Source organism: Streptosporangiales bacterium, assembly GCA_009379955.1.
In the GTDB taxonomy this organism is placed as follows: Bacteria; Actinomycetota; Actinomycetes; order Streptosporangiales; family WHST01; genus WHST01.
Map to the genome: position 1 here is coordinate 16,489 of WHST01000007.1, position 21,925 is coordinate 38,413.

General features: G+C 71.0%; 19 protein-coding genes. 15 read left to right on the plus strand and 4 right to left on the minus strand.

Annotated elements, in window-relative coordinates; genetic code table 11:
* Positions 1–187: 187 nt before the first annotated feature.
* Positions 188–1,648, plus strand: coding sequence for a hypothetical protein (locus GEV10_03455; GenBank protein MQA77531.1), 1,461 nt, complete (start codon positions 188–190; stop codon positions 1,646–1,648).
* Between the two features lie 118 nt (positions 1,649–1,766).
* On the opposite strand, the gene GEV10_03460 is transcribed toward GEV10_03455, so the two are convergent.
* From GEV10_03460 to GEV10_03470, 3 genes are read right to left on the minus strand one after another with little or no spacing between them, the layout of a single operon-like run.
* Positions 1,767–2,717 carry an aminotransferase class IV gene (locus GEV10_03460; protein MQA77532.1) on the minus strand — a complete coding sequence of 317 codons (951 nt, stop codon included), beginning with the start codon at positions 2,715–2,717 and terminating at the stop codon, positions 1,767–1,769.
* Between the two features lie 9 nt (positions 2,718–2,726).
* Positions 2,727–3,905: a mandelate racemase gene (locus GEV10_03465; GenBank protein ID MQA77533.1), complete on the minus strand. Its 1,179-nt coding sequence runs from the start codon at positions 3,903–3,905 to the stop codon at positions 2,727–2,729.
* Between the two features lie 12 nt (positions 3,906–3,917).
* Positions 3,918–5,027 (minus strand): M24 family metallopeptidase, encoded by a 1,110-nt coding sequence (locus tag GEV10_03470; protein ID MQA77534.1) that lies wholly within the window; start codon positions 5,025–5,027, stop codon positions 3,918–3,920.
* Here GEV10_03470 and GEV10_03475 point away from each other — a divergent pair.
* Genes GEV10_03475 through GEV10_03500 form a run of 6 tightly spaced genes read left to right on the plus strand, consistent with a single transcriptional unit; the run spans position 4,963 to position 11,795 of the window.
* A complete protein-coding gene (locus GEV10_03475) occupies positions 4,963–6,537 on the plus strand; it encodes an extracellular solute-binding protein (GenBank protein MQA77535.1) in 1,575 nt (524 codons plus the stop codon). The genes GEV10_03470 and GEV10_03475 overlap by 65 nt on opposite strands.
* The gene (locus tag GEV10_03480) at positions 6,459–7,439 is read left to right on the plus strand and encodes an ABC transporter permease subunit (protein MQA77536.1); all 981 of its coding nucleotides are present in this window, start codon (positions 6,459–6,461) and stop codon (positions 7,437–7,439) included. Before GEV10_03475 ends, GEV10_03480 begins: the two co-directional genes overlap by 79 nt.
* Positions 7,436–8,257, plus strand: coding sequence for an ABC transporter permease subunit (locus GEV10_03485; protein MQA77537.1), 822 nt, complete (start codon positions 7,436–7,438; stop codon positions 8,255–8,257). Before GEV10_03480 ends, GEV10_03485 begins: the two co-directional genes overlap by 4 nt.
* A 6-nt stretch (positions 8,258–8,263) precedes the next feature.
* On the plus strand, positions 8,264–9,286 hold the full coding sequence (locus GEV10_03490) for a hypothetical protein (protein MQA77538.1): 1,023 nt from the start codon (positions 8,264–8,266) through the stop codon (positions 9,284–9,286).
* Positions 9,283–10,593, plus strand: a complete 1,311-nt coding sequence (locus tag GEV10_03495) for a hypothetical protein (protein MQA77539.1) — start codon at positions 9,283–9,285, stop codon at positions 10,591–10,593. The genes GEV10_03490 and GEV10_03495 overlap by 4 nt, the downstream gene beginning before the upstream one ends.
* Positions 10,590–11,795, plus strand: a complete 1,206-nt coding sequence (locus GEV10_03500) for an ROK family protein (protein MQA77540.1) — start codon at positions 10,590–10,592, stop codon at positions 11,793–11,795. Before GEV10_03495 ends, GEV10_03500 begins: the two co-directional genes overlap by 4 nt.
* 20 nt (positions 11,796–11,815) lie before the next feature.
* Here the strand turns inward: GEV10_03500 and GEV10_03505 are convergent, their stop codons facing one another.
* Positions 11,816–12,451 carry a hypothetical protein gene (locus GEV10_03505; GenBank protein ID MQA77541.1) on the minus strand — a complete coding sequence of 212 codons (636 nt, stop codon included), beginning with the start codon at positions 12,449–12,451 and terminating at the stop codon, positions 11,816–11,818.
* 411 nt (positions 12,452–12,862) lie between these two features.
* Here GEV10_03505 and GEV10_03510 point away from each other — a divergent pair, with 411 nt between their 5' ends.
* The 8 genes from GEV10_03510 (at position 12,863) to GEV10_03545 (ending at position 21,878) form a co-directional block, all read left to right on the plus strand.
* Entirely contained in the window at positions 12,863–14,137 is a 1,275-nt protein-coding gene (locus GEV10_03510) for a geranylgeranyl reductase family protein (GenBank protein MQA77542.1), read from the plus strand.
* A gap of 100 nt (positions 14,138–14,237) precedes the next feature.
* Complete coding sequence (locus tag GEV10_03515; GenBank protein ID MQA77543.1) at positions 14,238–14,597, plus strand: NADH-quinone oxidoreductase subunit A; 360 nt, start codon at positions 14,238–14,240, stop codon at positions 14,595–14,597.
* Between the two features lie 58 nt (positions 14,598–14,655).
* Complete coding sequence (locus tag GEV10_03520; protein ID MQA77544.1) at positions 14,656–15,210, plus strand: NADH-quinone oxidoreductase subunit B; 555 nt, start codon at positions 14,656–14,658, stop codon at positions 15,208–15,210.
* Between the two features lie 112 nt (positions 15,211–15,322).
* Positions 15,323–16,030: an NADH-quinone oxidoreductase subunit C gene (locus GEV10_03525; GenBank protein MQA77545.1), complete on the plus strand. Its 708-nt coding sequence runs from the start codon at positions 15,323–15,325 to the stop codon at positions 16,028–16,030.
* Positions 16,030–17,367 (plus strand): NADH-quinone oxidoreductase subunit D, encoded by a 1,338-nt coding sequence (locus tag GEV10_03530; GenBank protein MQA77546.1) that lies wholly within the window; start codon positions 16,030–16,032, stop codon positions 17,365–17,367. The genes GEV10_03525 and GEV10_03530 overlap by 1 nt, the downstream gene beginning before the upstream one ends.
* Complete coding sequence (gene nuoE, locus GEV10_03535; GenBank protein ID MQA77547.1) at positions 17,364–18,104, plus strand: NADH-quinone oxidoreductase subunit NuoE; 741 nt, start codon at positions 17,364–17,366, stop codon at positions 18,102–18,104. The genes GEV10_03530 and nuoE overlap by 4 nt, the downstream gene beginning before the upstream one ends.
* A 1-nt stretch (position 18,105) precedes the next feature.
* Positions 18,106–19,416 (plus strand): NADH-quinone oxidoreductase subunit NuoF, encoded by a 1,311-nt coding sequence (gene nuoF, locus GEV10_03540; GenBank protein ID MQA77548.1) that lies wholly within the window; start codon positions 18,106–18,108, stop codon positions 19,414–19,416.
* Positions 19,413–21,878, plus strand: a complete 2,466-nt coding sequence (locus tag GEV10_03545; protein MQA77549.1) for an NADH-quinone oxidoreductase subunit G — start codon at positions 19,413–19,415, stop codon at positions 21,876–21,878. The genes nuoF and GEV10_03545 overlap by 4 nt, the downstream gene beginning before the upstream one ends.
* Positions 21,879–21,925: the final 47 nt, after the last annotated feature.

Consider the following 21,925-nt stretch of genomic DNA (forward strand, 5'->3'; position numbering starts at 1 on the left):
GAGGCTCCGTCGCACCGCGTCACCGTCGGCCGAGGGCCTAGATCGATTGCATGATGCAGGACTACGCTTGGGCCGCAGTTGACGACCCAGAGCGACAGGCAACGAGGCCGGTTCGCGTGCCTCGTCTCCTTCGCGCCAGTGGTCGGCGCGTGGGCTTCCCGCCCAAGGACGAGATGAGGGAGCCGTCATGGCGGATACCAGTGACCGCGGGGGCGCCGAGGGGACAGCGACGCTACCGAGCCGGTATCTACCGGCCGGCGAGCTGAGGGATCTGCCCGAACCCGTACGGTTGCGCAAGATCGTCGGTGCGAGCGTCATCATCCTGGCCACGGCGATCGGCTCGGGCGAGATCATCCTCTGGCCGTACATCACCACACAGATCGGCTTCGCCTTCATGTGGGCGGCGGTCGTGGGGTTCGGCATCCAGTTCTTCCTGAACATGGAGATCGAGCGTTACACGCTTGCTACGGGAGAGTCGGTGGTCACGGGGTTCTCCCGGCAGTGGAAGCCATGGTGGTGGCTGTTCATCGTCTTCGCGCTGTGCCAGAACTTCTGGCCGGGGTGGGCGACCGGAGCGGCGACCTCGCTGACGTTCGTTCTGGGCCTGGGTGAGGGCGCGCCGATCGTGCCGATCACCATCGCGGGCCTCGTCGCCATCGGCCTGGCGCTCACCCTCTCGCCGGTCGTCTACCAGACGGTAGAGAAGATCCAGGGCGCGATGGTCATCCTCATCATGCTCTTCGTCATCGTCGCGATCCCGGTCGCCACCTCGGGCGAGGCGTGGGGCGCGCTCGTCACCGAGGGCATCGGCAGCCCGGGCTTCCCGGTCGGGCAGGAGGGACTCGGTATCGCGCTGCTCCTGGGCGCGCTGGCCTTCGCCGGTGCCGGCGGTGCGAACAACCTGGTGCAGAGCAACTACATCAGGGACAAGGGCATGGGCATGGGCCAGCACATCCCTCGGATCGTCTCGCCCATCACCGGGCACGAGGAGGCGCGGCCCTCGCTCGGCTACCTGTTCCCGACGACCCCGGAGAACATGCGCCGGTGGCGTGGCTGGTGGCGCATCGCCAACTGGGAGCAGTTCATCACCTTCTTCGTCATCGGTGTGGTCTCGCTGGTCGTCCTGGCCGTACTGGCGTACTCGACCCTGCCGGTGGGACAGGTCGACCAACAGGACCTCTCCTTCCTCCTCCTCGAGGGGCAGACCCTGCAGGCGACCATCGCACCCTGGTTCGGCACCGCCTTCTGGATCGCCGCTGTGCTCACGCTGTTCTCGACGAACCTGGGCATCATCGACTACACCTGTCGGCTGGTCGCCGACCAGCTCAAGATCAACGCCTTCAGGACCAGCACGTTCTGGTCGGAGAGCCGCGTCTACGCGGCGGCCGTGTGGCTGATGATCGCGGTCGGCATCGTGATCCTCGTCGCGGGTCTCGACCAGCCGTTCGTGCTCCTCGTGATCGCGTCGTCCATCGCGGGCGTGCAGATGTTCATCTACTCGGGGCTGCTGATCCTGCTCAACCGCAGGGCACTGCCCAAGCCGTTGCGGGTAGGCGGCATCCGGCTCGCGGTGCTCGCGCTGTCGTTCCTGTTCTTCGGGTTCCTGTCGGTGCTCCTGGTCCTCGACAACCTGGGTATCAGTCTCTGAGATGGCCCCGTGCTGAAGCGACTGTGGCTGCGCATCCTGGTGGCGCTGACGATCTGGATCGCGCTCGTCGCGCTGATGTGGGCCGTGGGCATGCTCGACTGACGGCGTGACAACGCCTTCAGGTCGGGGTCACGCCCGCGCGTGCGGCGACGTCGGCCTCGACCAGGTCGCCGTAGAGCCGCTGCAGCCGTTCGACGGTCGGTCCGCGATGTCCGTCGCCGATGACACGACCGTCGACCTCGCGGACGGGCACGAGGCCGGCGAACGTGCCGGTGACGAACGCCTCCTCGGCGCCGTACACGTCGGTGAGGCTGAACGCCCGCTCGTACGCGGGGATGCCGGCGTCGCGGCAGACGCGCAGCACGTTGCCGCGGGTGATGCCGCCGAGGCAGTACTGACCAGTCGACGTCCACACCTGCCGCTCCCCGTCGGGCCCGCGGCGCACGACGAAGAAGTGCGTGGAGTTGCAGGTGGCGACGAAGCCGTGCGGGTCGAGCATCAGCGCCTCGTCGGCGCCCGCGGTGTAGGCCTGGATGCACGCGGTGATGTCGTTCAGCTTGCTGTGCGCGTTGAGCTTCGGGTCGAGGACGTCGGGGGCGCTGCGCCGCACGTGCACGGTGAACAGCGTGATGCCCTCGGACAGCGTGCGCGGCAACGGCTCCTTGTGCTCCGCCACGACCACGATGGTCGCGGGGCCGACCGTCACCCGGGGATCCTGGTACGGCGTGCTCTTCACGCCCCGGGTGACCATCAGCCGCACGTGGACGCCGTCGGTCATCTCGTTCGCACGCAGCACGGCGTAGACCTCGTCGGTGAGCTCGGCGCGCGTACGCCCGACGTCGAGCGCGATCGCCTTCGCGCCCTCGTACAGCCGGTCGAGGTGGCGGTCGAGGAACGCCGGGTGCCCGCGATGCACCCGCAGTCCCTCCCACACGCCGTCGCCGAGCACGAAGCCGGAGTCGAACACCGACACGACGGCCTCGCCGCGCGGCTTCAGCTCGCCGTTGACGGAAACGAGGATGTCGGCGTTGCGCGGATCGTCGGAGTGGTCATGCGTGCCATGGGCCATGCCGGGACACTAGTACTTGGGCATCACCGGGGTCGCCGACATCGCGGCCGGGTCGTGGAACGCGTAGCTCTCCCTGTTCTTCTCGTACGCCTCCGCGTACGCCGCTACCTTCTCGTCGTCGAGCTCGACGCCGATGCCCGGCCCGTCTGGCACCTCGAGGCAGCCGTCGACGTAGGGGAGCGGGCTCGCGCCCGCCACGACGTCGTCGGTGAGCAGCGACGCGTAGCCCTGGTTGGCGTAGACGAAGTTCGGCGTCGACGCCATCACGTGGACCGCCGCGTACATCGCGACGCCGAGCTCGCCGAGGCTGTGCTTGAGCACCGGCAGCCCGGCCGCCTCGGCCATGCCCGCGGACCGCTTGAGGTTGAGCAGGCCGCCGTCCATCTGGTTGTCGACACTGAGCACGTCCGCGGCCACGTGCCTGATCACCTCGAGCTGGTCCCAGCGCGTCCACGACGCCTCGTTGGCCAGCAGCGGCATCGGCAGGCGCTGCCGCAGGTACGCCATCTCCGGCAGGTTGCGGCCGGAGACGGGTTGCTCCGCCAGCTCGATGCGGTGCGCGTGCATCTCGGTGAGGATGCGGATCGCGGCGGACGACGACCAGGCCTCGTTCGCGTCGACCCGGATCTTGACGTCGGGGCCGCCGCCGTCGCGGATCGCCGCCACGCGCTCGATGTCGATGCGCGGGTCGTCCGACCCGACCTTGAGGTAGAAGGTGCGGAACCCGGCCACCGCGCCCTTGGCGGTGTCGGCGGCGAGCTCCGCGGGCGGCTTGCGGCTCAGGTAGTAGAAGTACTCCACCCGGTCGCGTACCCGGCCGCCGAAGAGGTTGACGAGCGGCTGCCCGCAGACCTTGCCGACGATGTCCCAGCACGCCATCTCGACGGCGCCGATCGCCGGGCTCGTCGCCTTCACGTGGTGCCAGGTGCCGACGACATTGACCCGCTTCATGATCCGCTCGACCGCGAACGGGTCCTCGCCGACCACGAGCGGCTCGATCGACGTCAGGACGGCGTTCACGATGTCGGCGGACGGGTACGCCGCCGCCTCGCCGAGTCCGGTCACGCCCTCGTCGGTCGTGACGCGGACGAGGAGGCTGATCATTCCCTTGCGGGCGCCGAACGCCCAGCGTTCGTCCTCGTGGAACGGCACCGCCACCGGCGTCGCCTCGATGCCTGTGATCCGCAACGGATCCTCCTTCTACGTAGCGATGAGCGGTTCCCGGGAGGCCGAGGTGAGGATCTCGCCTCCCGACGGCGTGACGAGCACGGTGTCGGACACGACGAAGTCGGCGGGGTCCTGGCCGAGCAGCCACGACAGCACGTGGAACGCCATGCCCTCCCGCAGCACCAGGTCGCTGCCCGGGCGGAGCCCGACGACCCGGCTGCCGCCGACCCAGCTCGGCGGGAAGCCGATGCCGACGAGGTAGCCGCAGTGGTGCCTGCGGTACCTGTCGTGGCCGAGCCCTTCGTCGACGACCCGTTGCCAGGCCTCGTACACCTTCTCGGCCCGCACGCCGGGCAGCAGCGCGTCGCGCACCGCGTGGAGGCCGGCGACGGCGATCTCGCCGGCCCGTTCGGTGCCGCGCGGCGGGTCGCCGAGGTAGACCATCCTGGTCATCGGCGCGTGGTACCTTGCCACGCAGCCGGACAGTTCGAGGAACAGCGCGTCGCCGGAGTCGAGCACCCGGTCGCCCCAGGTCACGTGCTCCTGAAGCAGCCGGTCACGCGACCTGATGAGTGGGACGAAGCCCGGGTACTCACTGCCGGCGAGGATCATCGCCTCGTACACGGCCGCGGCCACCCGCCGCTCGGTCGTGCCGGGCGTCACCGCCTCGATCCCCGCCCGCATCGCCGCCGACGTCGTCGCCGCGGCCCGCCTGACGTACGCGACCTCCTCAGGCGACGGCACGAGCCGCGCCTGCTCCACCACGCCGGAGCCGTCGACGAGGTCGCGGTCGACGAACCTCGTGCGGAGCACGTCCCACGCCGCGGGCGGCAGCGCCATCAGGTCCCGCTCCACGCCGATGTGCCCGCCCGCACCCGTCGCCTCGTGGATCGCGCGGGCGACGCCGTCGACCGGCTCCTCGACGTCGGTGTACGGCATGTGCGCGCAGCCGACCGCCTGCGCCGCGACCGTCGGGTGCTCCATCGCCCTGGTGACGAGCAGCGGTGTCGCCGACTCCGGCACGACGAGGGCGTTGAGGGCGAAGAAGCCCTGGCAGTCGAGGCCCGTCAGGTAGTGGATGTTCTCCGCCCCGACGACCACGAGGGCCGACAGCCCGCGATCGGCCATGGTCTGCCTGACCATGCCGAGCCGACGCCCGTACTCTTCGACGGAGAAGCGGGACACTGGGCACTCCTGGGGAACGGTGTTTCCTCGGATGATCAGCGACCCGACCGGGGACCGTCAAGCCCAATTGCGGAGGGAGCACCATGGAGAGCCCGCACCCGATCTGCCGCACGCTCGTCAACACCGGCGTGCACCTCGCTTGACCCGGTTATGTATTGCTCTCATACTTATTCTCTGCCGAGGAGTGGAGAGTGTCATGGGCGGAGCACGGCGTGCAGTGGTGGCGGCGGTCCTGGTCACCGGTCTCGCTGCCGGCTGCGGTGGCGGTGGGGGCGCAGGCGGCGAGAAGGCCGACGCGATCACCGTCGCGGTGTCGTCGAGCCCGAGTGCCACGGCGCTGAAGGCGATCGCGAAGGAGTACACGAAGGAGAGCGGCGTCGCCGTGAAGTTCGTCGACCTCCCGTACAACGAGCTCGCCACCAAGACGCTGCTCGCCGCGCGCAAGCCGAAGCAGGGCTACGACGTGGTCCAGTTCGACAGTCCCATGCTCGCGCCGCTGGTCTCCGGTGGCGCGCTCGCCGACATCGGCGAGCAGGCCGGGTCATCGAAGGCGTACGCACTCGACGACTTCCCCGAGCAGGTGCAGGAGTACGCGAAGTACCGCGGCAAGACGTACGGTCTGCCGCTGTCGACCGAGCCGTACGTGCTCTGGTACAACACCAAGCTGTTCGAGAAGCACGACCTGAAGCCACCGAAGACCTGGGCACAGTACGTCGCCAACGCACGGAAGCTAAAGGCGGCCGGCGCGTACGGGAGCGACTCCGGGTTCGGCAGCCAGATCGGCGGGTACTACTGGCTCGAGTCCCTCTACCTCTCGGGCGGTCAGCTGCTGAAGCCCGGCACGTGCACGCCCGACCTCGACAGCGACGTCGCGCGCAAGGCGACAGAGACGTACCTGTCGTTGAAGCCGCACACGCCGGCGACCGCGGTGAACGGCGGCGGCAACGAGATGACGACCGCGTTCGTGCAGGGCGACGTCGGGCAGATGGTCAACGCGACCGGCTACTACTCGATCATGGCCGACCCGAAGCAGTCGAAGATTCCGGGTGACTTCGACGCGGCCCTGCCGCCCGGTGTCGACGACGGGGGCCGCACGCTGCTGTTCGGCTGGCTGATCGGCGTCGGGAAGAACGCGAAGGCGCCCGACGAGGCCTGGGACTTCCTCGAGTTCGCGCTCGGCAAGGAGTCGGCGTCCAGGCTGATCGACGAGGGTGCCCCGCCGCCGGCTCGGCAGTCGCTGCTCGACGACCCGGCCGCGACGAAGGAGCTGCCCTACTTGCCGACGCTCGTCGAGGCGTCGAAGAAGGGTGAGCACCTGCCGTACCTGAAGCAGATGCCCGAGATCATCACCGCGCTGTCGGCCGAGCTCAGCAAGGCGGCGACGGGTGACTGGACCGCCGAACGCCTGACCGCGTCGGCGAACGGCAAGGTGAAGGACGTCCTCGCCGGGGTGGACAGCTGCGCGTGACGGCACTCGCGCCGACCTCGCCGGGCCGGAACGCCTCGCGCCGCCGTAACCTCACCCGGTGGGCGGGCACGCTGTTCACCGGACCGGCGTGGGTACTGCTCCTGGCGGTGGTCCTCGCGCCGCTGGTGACGGCGGTGTACGCGTCGACGACCGACGAGAGCCTCACGTCGATCGAACGGACCGGTGTCGGCGGGCAGAACTACGCGACCCAGGTGTTCGACGGCGCGTTCGCAAGTAGCCTGTTCGTGACCGTCGCGATCATCGTGCTGAGCCTCGCCGTGCAGGTGCCGGTGGGCTACGCGCTCGCCCTCGCGCTCGCGCGGCCGTTCCGCGGGCGCGTGGTGTTCCGCGCCGCCGTGACGATGCCGATGATGCTGACGCCCGTGGCCGTCGGGCTGATGTGGCGCTTCCTCGCCGACCCCGACCTCGGCGTCGTGCGCTGGATCGCGTCGACCGTGCACGAGTCGGCGCATCCCAACCTGCTCGGCCACCCGGTCTCTGCACTGCTGCTCGTCGTCGTGGTGAACTCCTGGATCAACGTCCCGTTCGTCACCCTGCTGCTGCTCGCGGGGCTGATCGGCATCCCCGACGAGCTGTACGAGGCCGCGGCACTCGACGGCGCCAACCGGTTCCAGGTCGGGCGCTACGTCACGTTGCCGATGCTGGCCCCGGTCCTCGGCGTCGCGTGCCTGCTCAGGGTCGCGGCCGACTACCGGATGTTCGACCTCGTCTACACCGTGACGAGAGGCGGGCCGGGAGACGCGACGCGCAACCTGTCGATGCTCGCGTACCAGCAGGGCCTGGTGAACTTCCAGATCGGTCGCGCCTGTGCGATCGCCGTGGCGATGGCGGTCATCGCGCTGCCGGCGTATCTCCTGTTCTCCCGGGTGACCCGATCGTGAGGCGCCCGCGGCCGATCGGCGCGTACGTCGTCCTCACCGTGGCGGGACTCGTCGCGCTGCTGCCCGTGCTCTGGACGCTATCGACGTCGTTCAAGACGCAGGTCGAGGCGCAGGGCTACCCGCCGTCGCTGGTGCCGCGCGACGCCACGTTCGACAACTACGCCGGGCTCTTCGCCTCGAGCGACTTCGTCAACGCCCTCGTGACGACGGGGGTCGTAGCGGTCTTCGCGACGGTGCTCGTGCTCTGTGTCTCGTACCCGTGTGCGTACGCGCTCGTCCGGATGCGCCCGCACGGCCGAGGTCTGCTGATCCTGCTCGTCACGTTCGCGCAGACGGTGCCCGGCATCGTGTTCGTCATCCCGCTGTACTCGCTGTCGCTGCGGGTCGGGCTGTACGACACGCGCCTGCTGCTCGTGCTGGTGTACGCGGGGTTCCTCACGCCGTTCGCGACGCTGATCCTCTCGTCGTTCATCCGCGGCCTGCCCGTCGAGATCGAGGAGGCCGCGCTCGTCGATGGGGCCGGGCGCCTCGGCGTCGTCCTGCGCATCGTGCTGCCGATGACGCGCCCGGGCCTCGCGTCCGCGGCGGTGTTCACCGGGTTGTACGCGTGGAACGAGTTCCTCATCCCGGTCATCCTCGGCGGCGAGCTCGCGCGGCCGCTGACCGTGTACGTCGCGTCGTTCGTGACGCAGAAGACGATCGAGTGGGGTCCGCTGACGGCCGCCGTGACCGTCGTCCTGCTCCCCGTCGTCATCGTCGTCGTGGCGTTGCAACGCCATCTCGTCGCCGGGCTGACGACCGGCTCGATGAAGGGGTGAGAGCGGGTGACTGAAGAGACGTTGCGACGGCTGCGGGTCGGGATCGTCGGGGCCGGTGTCATGGGCACGGTCTACGCCGGCGCGATCGCGCGCGGCGACACGCGGTGGCGCGCGAGCGTCGCGGGGATCTGCGACCGCGACGTCCTGGCCGCGAACCGGCTGGCGGCCGACTGCGGCGCACCGGCGTACACGGACCTCGCCGAGATGCTGGAACGGGAACGGCCCGACCTCGTCTATGTCGCCGTGCCCGACCACCTGCACAAGGAGCCGTTCCTCACCTGCATGGAGCACCGCGTCCCGTGCCTCGTCGAGAAGCCGCTGGCGACGACGCTGCCCGACGCGGTCGAGATGCGCGACGCCGCGCGTGCGGCCGGGGTCGTCACCGAGGTCAACTTCGCCAACCGCTTCAACCCCGCGTTCGTCCGGATGCGCGAGGCGATCGTCGCCGGTGACGTCGGCGAGGTGGTCGGGGTCAACGCGCGGTTGAGCAACGTGCTCGACTACCCGCTGCGCGCGCTGTCGTGGGCGGGACGGACGACGTGCGGCTGGTTCCTGCTGAGCCACGTCTTCGACCTGGCGCACTGGCTGACCGGCGCGTCCGCCGTCGACGTCACCGCGCACGGAGTCAAGGGCCGCCTGGTGGCCGACGGCGTCGACACGTACGACGTCATCCAGTCGCTGGTGCGCTACGACGCGGGGTTCGGCGGGATCTATGAGTCGGCGTGGGTGCTGCCGGACTCGCTGCCTGCGGGCGTCGACTTCAAGGTCGAGCTGCTCGGCACCGAGGGAGCGCTCTATGTCGACACCCAGGACCAGATGGTCCACCTCGCGACGTCCCGCCGCTTCACCTATCCGGGCACGCTCGACTGGACCCAGACCCGGCTTTCGGCGTTCCTCGACCGCGTCGCCGAGAACGACGTCCCGGCCGGGGTGCTCGACGACGGGGTGGAGAACACGGCACTCCTCGTTGCCCTGCACGACGCGATCACGGCGGGGGCGACCGTGCGGCTCGCGGAGCAGGTGCGATGACCGCGCTGCGGGTCGGCGCGGCGAGCCGCGTGCTCACGCCGGAGGTCGGCCGCGCGATGGCCGGGTACGCGGCACGTCGCGGACCCGCCACGGCCGTGGTCGACGACCTCTACTGCCAGGCGGTCGTCCTGCGTGACGGCGACACGACGGTGGCGCTCGCCGTCTGCGACCTCCTGTACGTGACAGGCCCGCTGACCGCGGCGGTGCGCGCCGAGCTGTCGAGCCGGCTGGGTGTGCCGGGGCAGCACGTCATGCTCGCGGCGACGCACACCCACTGCGGTCCCGCCGGCCTCGGCTCGACGCCGGACGACGAGTCGCTGCGTGAACGGCTGGTGGCCGGCATCGTCGACGCGGTCGCCGATGCCGCGGACGCCGCGGTGCCCGCCCGCCTGGTCGCCGGGCGCACGCACGTGCCGGGAGTCGCGTGCAACCGGCGCGATCCCGACGGTCCCGTCGACGACGTCGTGCGGGTCGTGACGGCACTGCCGGTCGACGGTGACGATGCCATCGCGGTGCTCGTGAACTTCGCCTGCCACGCGACGGTGCTCGACCACGAGACGTGCGCGTACTCCGCCGACTACCCGGGTGCTGTCCGGCGCGCGGTCGAGAGCCTCTGCGGCGGTCATGCGATCTTCCTGCAGGGCTGCGCGGGCGACGTCAACCCGGCGTTCGCCGCCCAGACGCCCGCCGAGGCACGGCGCGTCGGCCACGTCGTCGGTGCCGCCGCCGCCGAGTGCGCGCTGCGGCTGTCCTGGCTCGGCCGGGACAGGCGGACCATCAACCTGAGCCGGCGCGAGCAGCTCGCCGTACCGGGGTCCGTGGACGGCGACGTCGTCCACCCGGCGCCGCTGTCCGCGGCGGAGGAGGAGATTGTCGCCACCGTCCGCGTGCGTCCCGACCTCGAACAGGTTCGTCGCGAGCAGGCGGACGTCACGACCGGGCCCCGCGCGGTGGAGCTGTGGATCGAGGAGCTGTTCGCCGCCGAGCCGTGGCACTTCGCGAGCATGGACCGTCCGCCGGGTGACACGGCGGCGCTGCCGGTCCAGATGCTGCGGCTCGGCGCCGACCTCGCCGTCGTCGGCCTGCCCGGCGAGCCGTTCACGGCGACCGCGGCGGCGATCAGGGACGCCACGTCGAGCACGGTGCTCGTCGCCGGGTACGCGAACCTCGCCGCCGGGTACCTGCCGACGCGCGAGGAGTTCGAGCGCAGCGGCTACGAGGTCGGCAGCACGCAGTACGTCCCCGGCACCGCCGAGGAGCTGGCGGAGGCGGCCGTACGCCTGCTGGCCGGCGCGAGGGAGACCTGATCGTGCCGGCGGGGTCGGGCACCCGCCGCGGGCGGGGATCGTCGAGGCTGCTCCGTACCGCCGATGTCGGTGCCGCCAACCGGGCACGGGTGCTGCAGGCGCTCGCCGACCACGGCCCGCTGTCGCGTGCCGACCTCGCCAGGCTCGCCGACGTCCCGCGGGCGACCATCGGCAGCATCGTCGCGAACCTGCTCGCCTCCGGCGTACTCGAGGAGACCGCGCCGCGACGTCAGGCGAGTGGCGCGGGTAAGCCGGCGCGGCCGCTGTGGTTCGGCGCCGACGTCGGCCTCACCGGCGGCGTGCTCGTCCGTCCCGGCACGATCGAGACCGCGGTCGTGAGCACGAGCGGCGAGATCGTGAGCAGGGGAGCGAGCCCGTTCGCGGTGTCCGCGAGCCGCGCCGACCTCGACCGGCAGCTCGTCTCCGCGGCGGCGGCGGTCCTGCGGCCGTACCGCGGCCGGCTGGTGGGGACGGGCGTGGCGATGCCGGCGAGCTGCGACGGGGAGACCGGCGAGGTGGTCGCGTGCACGCCCGTGCCCGGGCTGGTCGGCACGCGGCTGCCCGCGCTGCTGCGCCGCGCGACCGGGGTGCCCGTCGTCCTGGAGGAGGACGCGCGCGCACTCGCGGTCGGCCAGCGGTGGTTCGGTCAGGCGCGCGGCGTCGACGACTTCGTCGCGGTGCAGATCGGCGCGGGCATCGGGGCCGGCATCATGCTTGACGGCCGGCTGTACCGCGCCGGCCCCGCGACGTCGGAGATCGGGCACACCTGCGTCGACATCCGCGGTGAGCGGTGCCGGTGCGGGCTGACCGGGTGCTGGGAGACGATCGCGTCGCTTCGCTGGCTGCGGCGCGAGGCGGTCGCACGCCGCCTGCGCGCCGGCCGCACCCTGACCCCCGGCGGGCTCGTCGAGCGGGCCGGCGACCCTGCGGTCGCGGACCTGCTCGACACGTACGCCGACCACGTCGCGGTCGGCATTGCCAACCTCGTCCAGCTGCTCTCGCTGCGCGTGTTCATCCTGCACGGCGAGGTCGTCGGCGGCGGTGAGCCGCTGCGCCTGCTGATCGAGCGGGCGGTCGTCCGGCGGACCCTGCCGGTGCTCGCCGGCGCAGTGCGCGTCGAGTTCGCCGCCCTAGACCAGGACGCCGGCCTCCTGGGCGCCGCAGCAGCGGCACTGACGAAAGAGCTGGCGATAGTGGCCTGACGTAGCGCGGTGCGCCAGGGTCAGCCCAGTCGCTGCCTGGCACGCAGCTTGCGGAGCGCGTCCTCGCGTCGCGGGTCGTCGGCCTTCGTCCTCGCGCCGCTCTCCGCCTGGCAGAACTCGTCGGTCTCCGGCAGGCTGCCGCCGAGCAGGAACCGTGTGGTCGCGTTGTCCGCGCAGGCGTTCCCCTCGGTCAGGTAGACGCCGTGGCCGCCGCCGTCGACGGTGACCATGCGGGCACGCTTGCCCAACGCCCGTCTGAGGTCGACGGCGCCGCTCTCGATCGTCGCCGGGTCACGGGTGTTCTGCGGGATCAGCACGTTCGCCGGGCCGTCGTCGGTGATCTCCACGGTCTTGTCCAGCGGCGGCTGCCAGAACGCGCACGGCGAGATGTTCGCGGCGAAGGCGCCGAGGAGCGGGTAGCGCCTGCGGTCGGTCCGCACGTCCTTCTTGTACGAGGCGACCGCGCGCGGCCAGGACGTGTCGTTGCACAGGATCGACAGCAGGGTCGCGGCGCTGCTGTCCTCCGGCGGGGCCGCGCGCAGCAGACCGGCCTCGCGCGCGGTCTCGCGCGCCCCGGCGGCGTCGTCGAGCTTCAGCTGCTGCCAGGCCTGCGCGAACGCCGGGAACCCGTCCTCGCCGTAGAGCGTTCCGCGCATGATCTGCCGGAAGGTGCTGCCGTCGATGCCGCCGACCGGCTCCTTCGCGAGCTTGTGCGCGAAGGCGAGGAAGTTGCGGCGGACCTGTGCCGGTGTCGCGCCGAGCCCGAACGTGAGGACCGCCCGCTGGGGTCCCCGGTCGTGGTGCCAGGGCCCGCTGGGGTCCCCGGCTGTGGTGCCTAGGAGCGTGGGTCAGTAACACGCCAATACGGACCCACGCTCCTAGGCCCGCTGGGGTCCCCGGTGTGGTTCCGGCCCCCGCCGGGGTCCCCAGCCGGTACCGGAGGGTCGGGAAGGGGTGGCAAACCAGGGCTGAACTGGAGGAGTAGTCTGGCGCCTGGTACTCGTGAAGCGATTCACAAGTGCACCCGAGAACGCCAGGCTCGGGGCGGGAAGCGACGAGGAAGAGCCGTGTCCGACAGCCGCTCAGCGCAGGTGCCCACGGAGCACGCCGACGTCATCGTCGTCGGCGCGGGACCGTCCGGGTCCACCGCGGCGTACTACCTCGCCCAGGCCGGTGTCGACGTCCTCGTGCTGGAGAAGACGTCGTTCCCCCGCGAGAAGGTGTGCGGCGACGGCCTCACCCCGCGGGCGGTCCGTTCGCTGGTGCAGATGGGCATCAGCACCCAGGCCGCCGGCTGGGTCCACAACCACGGGCTGCGCATCTACGGCGGCGGCATGCGGCTCGAGCTGCCGTGGCCCGACCTCGCCGAGTACCCGAACGTCGGCCTCGTCCGCACCAGGCTCGACTTCGACGAGATCCTCGCCAGGCATGCCGAGAAGGCCGGCGCCCGGCTGCTGGAGAAGACCAACGTCACCGGCCCGATCGTCGACGAGCGGTCCGGACGGATCGCCGGCGTGACCGCCAAGCGCGAGGGTGGCCCCGTCGAGTACCGGGCGCCGCTCGTGCTCGCCTGCGACGGCAACTCCACCCGGCTGTCGATCGCGATGGGCCTGCGCCGGCGTGAGGACCGCCCGATGGGCGTCGCCTACCGCCGCTACTACGAGAGCCCGCGCCACGACGACGACTGGCTGGAGTCGTGGCTGGAGCTGTGGGACGGCGAGAAGCTGCTGCCCGGCTACGGCTGGGTCTTCGGCGTCGGCGACGGCACGTCCAACGTCGGCCTGGGCATCCTCAACGCCTCGGCGTCGTTCGGCAACGTCGACTACCGCGAGCTGCTGCGGCGCTGGACCGGCGCAATGCCGGAGGAGTGGCAGTTCAGCGAGCCCCACGCCACCTCGCCGATCCGCGGGGCGGCGCTGCCGATGGGCTTCAACCGCGCACCCCTCTATACCAGGGGCATGCTGCTCGTCGGGGACGCCGGCGGCCTGGTCAACCCGTTCAACGGGGAGGGCATCGCCTACGCGATGGAGTCCGCCGCGCTGGCGGCCGACGTCATCGTCCAGGCACTCGCCCGGCCGACGCTCGGCGCGAGGGAGCGGACGCTGGAGTCGTACCCGCGGGTGCTCAAGGAGAAGTACGGGGGCTACTACACGCTGGGCCGGATCTTCGTCCGGATGATCAGCAACCCCCACCTGATGAAGGTCGCGACGAGGCACGGCCTGCCGCACCCCACCCTGATGCGGTTCACGCTCAAGCTGCTCGCGAACCTCACCGACCCGCGGGGCGGCGACGCCTTCGACAGGGTCATCAACGCCATGACCAAGCTCGCGCCCGCGGCATGATCCCGCGAGCGTGGGGAGGGGGCCGCGGTCCTACACTGACGCGCGGCGCAGGTGCAGGTTCGGCGCGACCCGGTACTGCCGGTAGATGGGAGAGACGAGGATGAGCCTCTACGTTCCGATCCTCGTGCTCGCCGTACTCGCGTTCGCGTTCGCGGGGGTGACGATCGTGCTCGGTGCGCTCACCGGGCCGAAGCGCTACAACCGCGCGAAGGTCGAGGCCTACGAGTGCGGTATCGAGCCGACCCCCCAGCCCGCCGGTGGCGGCCGGTTCCCGGTGAAGTACTACCTCACCGCGATGCTCTTCATCATCTTCGACATCGAGATCATCTTCCTCTACCCGTGGGCCGTCGCGTTCGACTCGCTCGGCCTCTTCGGGTTGGTCGAGATGGTGCTGTTCCTCCTCACGGTGCTCGTCGCGTACGCCTACGTCTGGCGTCGAGGCGGGCTCGAGTGGGACTGACAGGCGTGGCGGGATTCCGGGTGCGGCGGACGACTAGCGGGACGTAGCGGAGGACGACATGGGCATCGAGGAGAAGCTGCCGAGCGGCTTCCTGCTGACGACGGTCGAGAAGGCGGTGGGCTGGGTCCGCCGGTCCTCGCTGTGGCCGGCGACGTTCGGCCTGGCGTGCTGCGCGTTCGAGATGATGACCGCGGGCGGGCCGCGGTACGACCTCGGCCGGTTCGGCATGGAGGTCTTCCGCGCGTCGCCGCGCAGCGCCGACCTGATGATCGTCGCCGGCCGGGTGAGCCAGAAGATGGCGCCGGTGCTGCGGCAGGTCTACGACCAGATGCCGGGCCCCAAGTGGGTGCTGTCGATGGGCGTCTGCGCGTCGAGCGGCGGCATGTCCAACAACTACGCGATCGTGCAGGGCGTCGACCACATCGTGCCCGTCGACATCTACCTGCCGGGCTGCCCGCCGCGGCCGGAGATGCTCATCGACGCGATCGTGAAGCTGCACGACAAGATCGAGAACGAGAAGCTCGGCGTCAACCGCGAGCGCGAGGAGGAAGAGGCCGAGCGCGCCGCGCTCGAGGCCCTTCCCACGTCCGGGTCGCGAGGGGTGGGTCGGTGACTGGCAGCGCAGGAGTGAGCGAGCTCGCCGGAGGTAGGGGTCGCGACGCGACCTCGGCCGGTGTTCGCCCGGCCGCGGCCCCTGCCGTAGGCGGGCGAGAGAGCGGGCGCGCATGACACAGGACGTCAGCGGGGCGGACAACTCCCCGGAACGGCGCGCGGCTGACGACGTCCCGGCGCGGCCGACGTACGCGCGCGGGATGTTCGGCAACCGCGACACCGGCGACACCTCCGGCTACGGCAGGCTGCGCCGGCCGGTGCCGTTCCCCGGGCCGTCGCAACGGCCGTACGGCGAGCCGTTCGACGAGATCGCCGACGCGTTCGAGGGCGCGTACGACGGGTACGGCGACGCGGTCGAGCAGGTCGTCGTGGACCGCGGCGAGATCACCTTCCACGTGCGACGCGAGCGGCTCGTCGAGGCGCTGCGGGTGCTGCGCGACGACCCGGCGCTGCGCTACGAGATGTGCCTCGGCGTGTCCGGCGTGCACTACCCGACCGACGAGGGACGCGAGCTGCACGCGGTCTACCCGCTGCTCTCGATCAGCTACAACCGGCGGATCAGGCTCGAGGTCACCTGCCCCGACGCCGACCCGCACCTGCCGTCGATCGTCTCGGTCTACCCGACGAACAACTGGCACGAGCGTGAGGCGTACGACTTCTTCGGCATCGTCTTCGACGGCCACCCGGCGCTGACGAGGATCGAGATGCCGGACGACTGGGTGGGTCACCCCCAGCGCAAGGACTACCCGCTCGGCGGGATCGCGGTCGAGTACAAGGGCGCTTCCATCCCGCCGCCGGACGAGCGGAGGGCGTATAACTGATGAGCACTCAGGACATCTACGGCGGGCCGACCGAGGACTCCGCGGGGCGCACCTTCACCGTCACCGGCGGCGACTGGGACACCATCGCCGACGCCGCGGCCGCCGACGAGGAGGGCAAGCTCGTCGTCAACATGGGGCCGCAGCACCCGTCGACGCACGGGGTGCTCCGGCTGATCCTCGCCCTCGACGGCGAGACGGTCACCGAGTGCAGGTTGGCCATCGGCTACCTGCACACGGGAATCGAGAAGAACTGCGAGTACCGCACGTTCACCCAGGGCGTCACGTACGTCACCAGGGCCGACTACGTCATGCCGTTCTTCAACGAGGTCTCGTACTGCCTGTCGGTCGAGCGACTGCTCGGCATCGAGGACGACATCCCCGAACGCGCCAACATCATCCGCGTGCTGATGATGGAGCTCAACCGCATCTCGTCGCACATGGTGGCCATCGCCACCGGAGGTATGGAGATCGGCGCGATCGCGGTCATGACGTTCGGGTTCCGCGAGCGGGAGCTGGTGCTCGACGTGTTCGAGCTGATCACCGGCCTGCGGCTCAACCATGCGTACATCCGGCCGGGCGGCGTCATCCAGGACCTCCCGGACGGCGCCATCGACAAGGTGCGCGAGTTCGTCAAGGTGATGCGCACGAACCTCGGCGACTACGAGAAGCTGCTCAACGGCAACGCGATCTTCCAGGGCCGTACCAGGGGCGTCTCCGTCCTCGACCTGCCCGGCTGCCTGTCGATGGGCCTGACCGGACCCGTGCTCCGCTCCGCCGGGCTCCCGTGGGACCTCCGCAAGCAGGAGCCGTACTGCGGCTACGAGGACTACGACTTCGACGTCATCACCGGCACCGGCGCCGACGCGTTCGACCGGTACGTGATCCGGGTCGAGGAGATGAAGGAGTCCCTGAACATCATCGAGCAGTGCCTCGAGCGGCTCGGTCCGCCGGGGTCGGCGCCGGTGATGGTCGAGGACCCGAAGATCGCCTGGCCCGCGCGCCTCGCGGTCGGGGCCGACGGTCAGGGCAACTCCCTCGACCACATCAGGCACATCATGGGGACCTCGATGGAGGCACTGATCCACCACTTCAAGCTCGTCACCGAGGGCTTCCGGGTGCCCGCCGGACAGGCGTACGTCCCGGTCGAGTCGGCGAAGGGCGAGCTGGGCTGCCACGTGGTGTCCGATGGCGGTACGCGGCCGTACCGCGTGCACATGCGTGACCCCTCGTTCGCCAACCTGCAGGCAGTGCCCGCGATGGTCGAGGGCGGCATGGTGGCCGACGTGATCGTCGGCATCGCGAGTGTGGACCCGGTGCTCGGAGGAGTGGACAGGTGACCGCCACAGACCAGTCGTCGACGGACGTGTTCGGCGAGGAGATCCGGGCGCAGGCGCAGCAGATCATCGCGCGCTACCCCGCGGGCCGGAGCCGGTCCGCGCTGCTGCCGCTGCTGCACCTGGTGCAGTCGGTCGAGGGCTACGTCACCCCGGCGGGCATCAGGTTCTGCGCGGAGACGCTCGACCTCAGCGAGGCCGCGGTCACGGCGGTGTCGACGTTCTACACGATGTACAAGCGGCAGCCGACCGGCGACTACCTCGTGAGCGTCTGCACCAACACGCTGTGCGGCGTGCTCGGCGGCGACGACATCTACGAGGCGCTGCACGACGAGCTCGGCATCGAGCCCAACGAGACGACCGACGACGGCCGGGTCACGCTGGAGCACGCCGAGTGCCTGGCCGCGTGCGACTACGCGCCCGTCGTCACCGTCAACTACGAGTACTTCGACCAGCAGTCGCCGGAGTCGGCCGTCGAGATCGTCCGCGAGCTGCAGGCCGGGCGCACACCGCTCCCGACGCGGGGCGCACCGCTGTGCACGTTCCGGCAGATCGGCCGCCAGCTCGCCGGGTTCTCCGACGAGCGGCCCGACGCGCTCGCCGGTGGCGTCGTGGGCGAGCCGTCGCTCGCCGGTCTGCGCCTCGCCGAGGAGCACGGCATGGCCGACGACGCGCGCAGGCGGCTGCGCGCCGACGAGAAGACCGACGACACGGTGACCGACGACGGGGAAGGGGACTGAGGTGCCGATCACCCCGGTGCTCACCGCCCGCTGGGCGACCGACGAGTCCTGGACACTGCGCAGCTACCGCAACGACGAGGGCTACGACGCGCTGCGCCAGGCCCTGGGCACGCCGCAGGACGAGCTGATCCAGCTGATCAAGGACTCCAGCCTCCGTGGCCGTGGCGGCGCGGGCTTCCCGACCGGCATGAAGTGGGGCTTCATCCCGCAGGGCGACGAGAAGGCCCACTACCTCGTGGTCAACGCCGACGAGGGCGAGCCGGGCACCTGCCGCGACATCCCGCTGATGATCGCCGACCCGCACGCGATGATCGAGGGCATCGCGATCGCGTGCTACGCGGTGCGCGCGCACCACGCGTTCGTCTACGTCCGCGGCGAGGCCGTCCACGCGTTGCGCCGGGTGCAGAACGCCGTGCGCGAGGCGTACGACGCGGGCTTCCTCGGTAGGGACATCCTCAGGTCGGGCTTCGACCTCGAGGTCACGGTGCACGCGGGCGCGGGCGCGTACATCTGCGGCGAGGAGACCGCGCTGCTCGACTCGCTCGAGGGGTTCCGCGGCCAGCCGCGGCTCAAGCCCCCCTTCCCCGCGACGCACGGGCTCTACCAGTCGCCGACGGTCGTCAACAACGTCGGCACGCTGGCGTCGGTCCCGCACATCGTGCGGCACGGCGCCGACTGGTGGAAGGGCATGGGTCCCGAACGCTCGCCCGGCACGAGCATCTTCTCGCTGTCGGGCCGGATCAGGCGTCCCGGGCAGTACGAGGCGCCGATGGGCACCACGCTGCGCGAGCTGCTCGACATGGCCGGCGGCATTCGCGACGGGCACGAGCTGAAGTTCTGGACCCCCGGCGGTTCGTCGACGCCGATGTTCACCGCCGAGCACCTCGACGTCCCGCTCGACTTCGACTCGGTGGCGGCCGCGGGCTCGATCAACGGCACCAGCGCGGTCATGGTCTTCGACGACTCCGACTGCGTGGTGCGCGCGGCGAAGCGGTGGTCGGAGTTCTACGCGCACGAGTCGTGCGGCAAGTGCACGCCGTGCCGCGAGGGCACCTTCTGGTACGTGCAGATCTACGAGCGGCTCGAGTCGGGCGGTGCCACCGCCGAGGACCTCGACACGCTCCTCGACCTGTCGGAGAACATCCTCGGCCGGGCGTTCTGCGCGCTGGGTGACGGCGCGGTCAGCCCGGTCACCTCGTCGCTGAAGTACTTCAAGGACGAGTACGTCCAGCACTACGAACAGGGCGGCTGCCCGTTCCGCCGCGGCGGGCGAGGCAAGGCCAAGGCGCTTGCGGGAAGCGAGAGCGCATGACCATCACCGAGGGCAAGGCGGGACCGCCCGCCGAGCGGCCGGCCGGCATCGTGACCGTGACGATCGACGGCGTCACCCTCGACGTCCCCGAGGGCACGCTGATCATCCGTGCGGCCGAGCTGATCGGCACCGCGATCCCGCGGTTCTGCGACCACCCGCTGCTCGAGCCGATCGGCGCGTGTCGGCAGTGCCTCGTCGAGGTCACCGACATGGGCAACGGTCGCGGCATGCCCAAGCCCCCCGCGTCCTGCACCACCGTGTGCATGGACGGCATGGTCGTGAAGACGCACGAGAGCTCCGAGGTCGCCGCGAAGGCACAGCGCGGCGTCATGGAGCTGCTGCTGATGAACCACCCGCTCGACTGCCCGGTCTGCGACAAGGGCGGCGAGTGCCCGCTGCAGAACCAGGCGATGAGCAACGGCCAGGGCGAGACGCGGTTCCACGACGTCAAGCGCACGTATCCCAAGCCACTCGCCATCTCCTCGCAGGTGCTGCTCGACCGCGAGCGGTGCGTGCTGTGCGCGCGGTGCACGCGGTTCTCCGAGCAGGTGGCGGGCGACCCGTTCATCGAGCTGCTCGAACGCGGCGCCCTGGAGCAGGTGGGGGTTTCTGCGGAGAAACCGTTCGACTCCTACTTCTCCGGCAACACCACACAAATCTGCCCGGTCGGAGCGCTCACGAGCACGTCGTACCGCTTCCGCTCGCGGCCGTTCGACCTGGTGTCGACGCCGTCGGTCTGCGAGCACTGCGCCAGCGGCTGTGCCAACCGCACCGACCACCGCCGCGGCACCGTCATGCGCCGGCTCGCGGGCAACGACCCCGAGGTCAACGAGGAGTGGAACTGCGACAAGGGCAGGTGGGCGTTCCGCTACGACACCCTGCCCGACCGTCTGCAGGTACCGCTCGTCCGTGACGACGACGGCCGGTTGACGCCGACGTCGTGGCAGGAGGCACTGCACATCGCCGGGCAGGGTCTTGCGGCCGCGCGCGGGAGGGCCGGTGTGCTGACCGGTGGCCGCCTCACGCTCGAGGACTCCTACGCGTACGCGAAGTTCGCCCGTGTCGCGCTCGGCACCAACGACGTCGACATGCGGGCGCGGCCGCACTCCGCCGAGGAGACCGAGTTCCTCGCCGCGCACGTGGCCGGCACCGGGCTCGGCGTCACGTACACCGACCTCGAGACCGCGCCGGCAGTCGTCCTCGCCGGCTTCGAGGCCGAGGAGGAGTCGCCCATCGTCTTCCTGCGGCTGCGCAAGGCCGCACGCAAGCGGGGCACGTCGGTCTACGCGCTCGCGCCGTACGCCACGACCGGGCTCGTCAAGACCTCGGGCACGCTGGTCGAGACCGCGCCCGGCACGGAGTCCGAGGTGCTCAACGCGCTCGCGATCGGTGGCGCCGACGCGGGTCTCGACGCGGCCGGCACCGCAGCCGCCGATGCCCTGCGCCAGGAGGGTGCGGTGCTGCTGGTCGGCGAGCGGCTGGCGAGCGTGCCCGGCGCGCTGTCCGCGGCGTCCCGGCTGGCACGGGCGACCGGCGCGCGGCTGGCGTGGATCCCCCGCCGCGCGGGCGAGCGCGGCGCCGTCGAGGCCGGCACGCTGCCCAACCTGCTGCCCGGCGGACGTCCCGTCGACGACGTCGAGGCGCGCGCGCAGCTGTCGCGCACCTGGGCGATGCGCGACCTGCCGATCACGCCGGGACGCGACACGGCGGAGATCCTCCGTGCGGCCCGTTCCGGCGAGATCGGCGCGCTCGTCGTCGCGGGTGTCGACCCCGACGACCTGCCCGACCCGGCGGGCGCGCTCGACGCCCTCGAGTACACGCCGTTCATCGTCAGCCTCGAGCTGCGCGCCGGCTCGGTGACCGACCGGGCCGACGTGGTCCTGCCGGTCGCGGCCGTGGCCGAGAAGGACGGCACGTTCGTCGACTGGGAGGGCAGGGAGCGCGCGTTCGAGGCGGTCTTCGCCGAGCGTGCGGCGATGTCCGACCTGACGGTGCTCAACGCGCTCGCCGACCAGATGGACGTCCACCTCGGGCTGCCCGACGCGTCGACCGCGCGGCACGAGCTGCGCGGTCTCGGCGAGTGGAGCGGCACCCGGGCTCCGGCGCCGAACACCCCGGCCGTCGACAAGCCGCGCCCCGCGACCGGTCAGGCCGCGCTAGCCACCTGGCACCTGATCCTCGACGCGGGTCGCCTGCAGGACGGCGAGCCGTACCTCGCGGGCACGGCGCACCAGGCGCATGCGCGCCTGTCCGCGGCCACGGCGGCGGAGGTCGGCGTGGGCGACGGCGGCGCGCTCACCGTCAGCACCGGTCAGGGCTCCGTCACGCTGCCGCTCGTCGTCACCGACATGCCGGAGCGCGTGGTGTGGCTGCCGACCAACAGTCCCGACTGCTCGGTACGCCGCGACCTGCGGGCCGACGCCGGTGACGTCGTGACACTGTCCGTGGGAGGTGCGGCGTGATCCAGCGAAGGAGCTCGACGAGCGCCTCGGAGGTAGGCGCCGCGTCG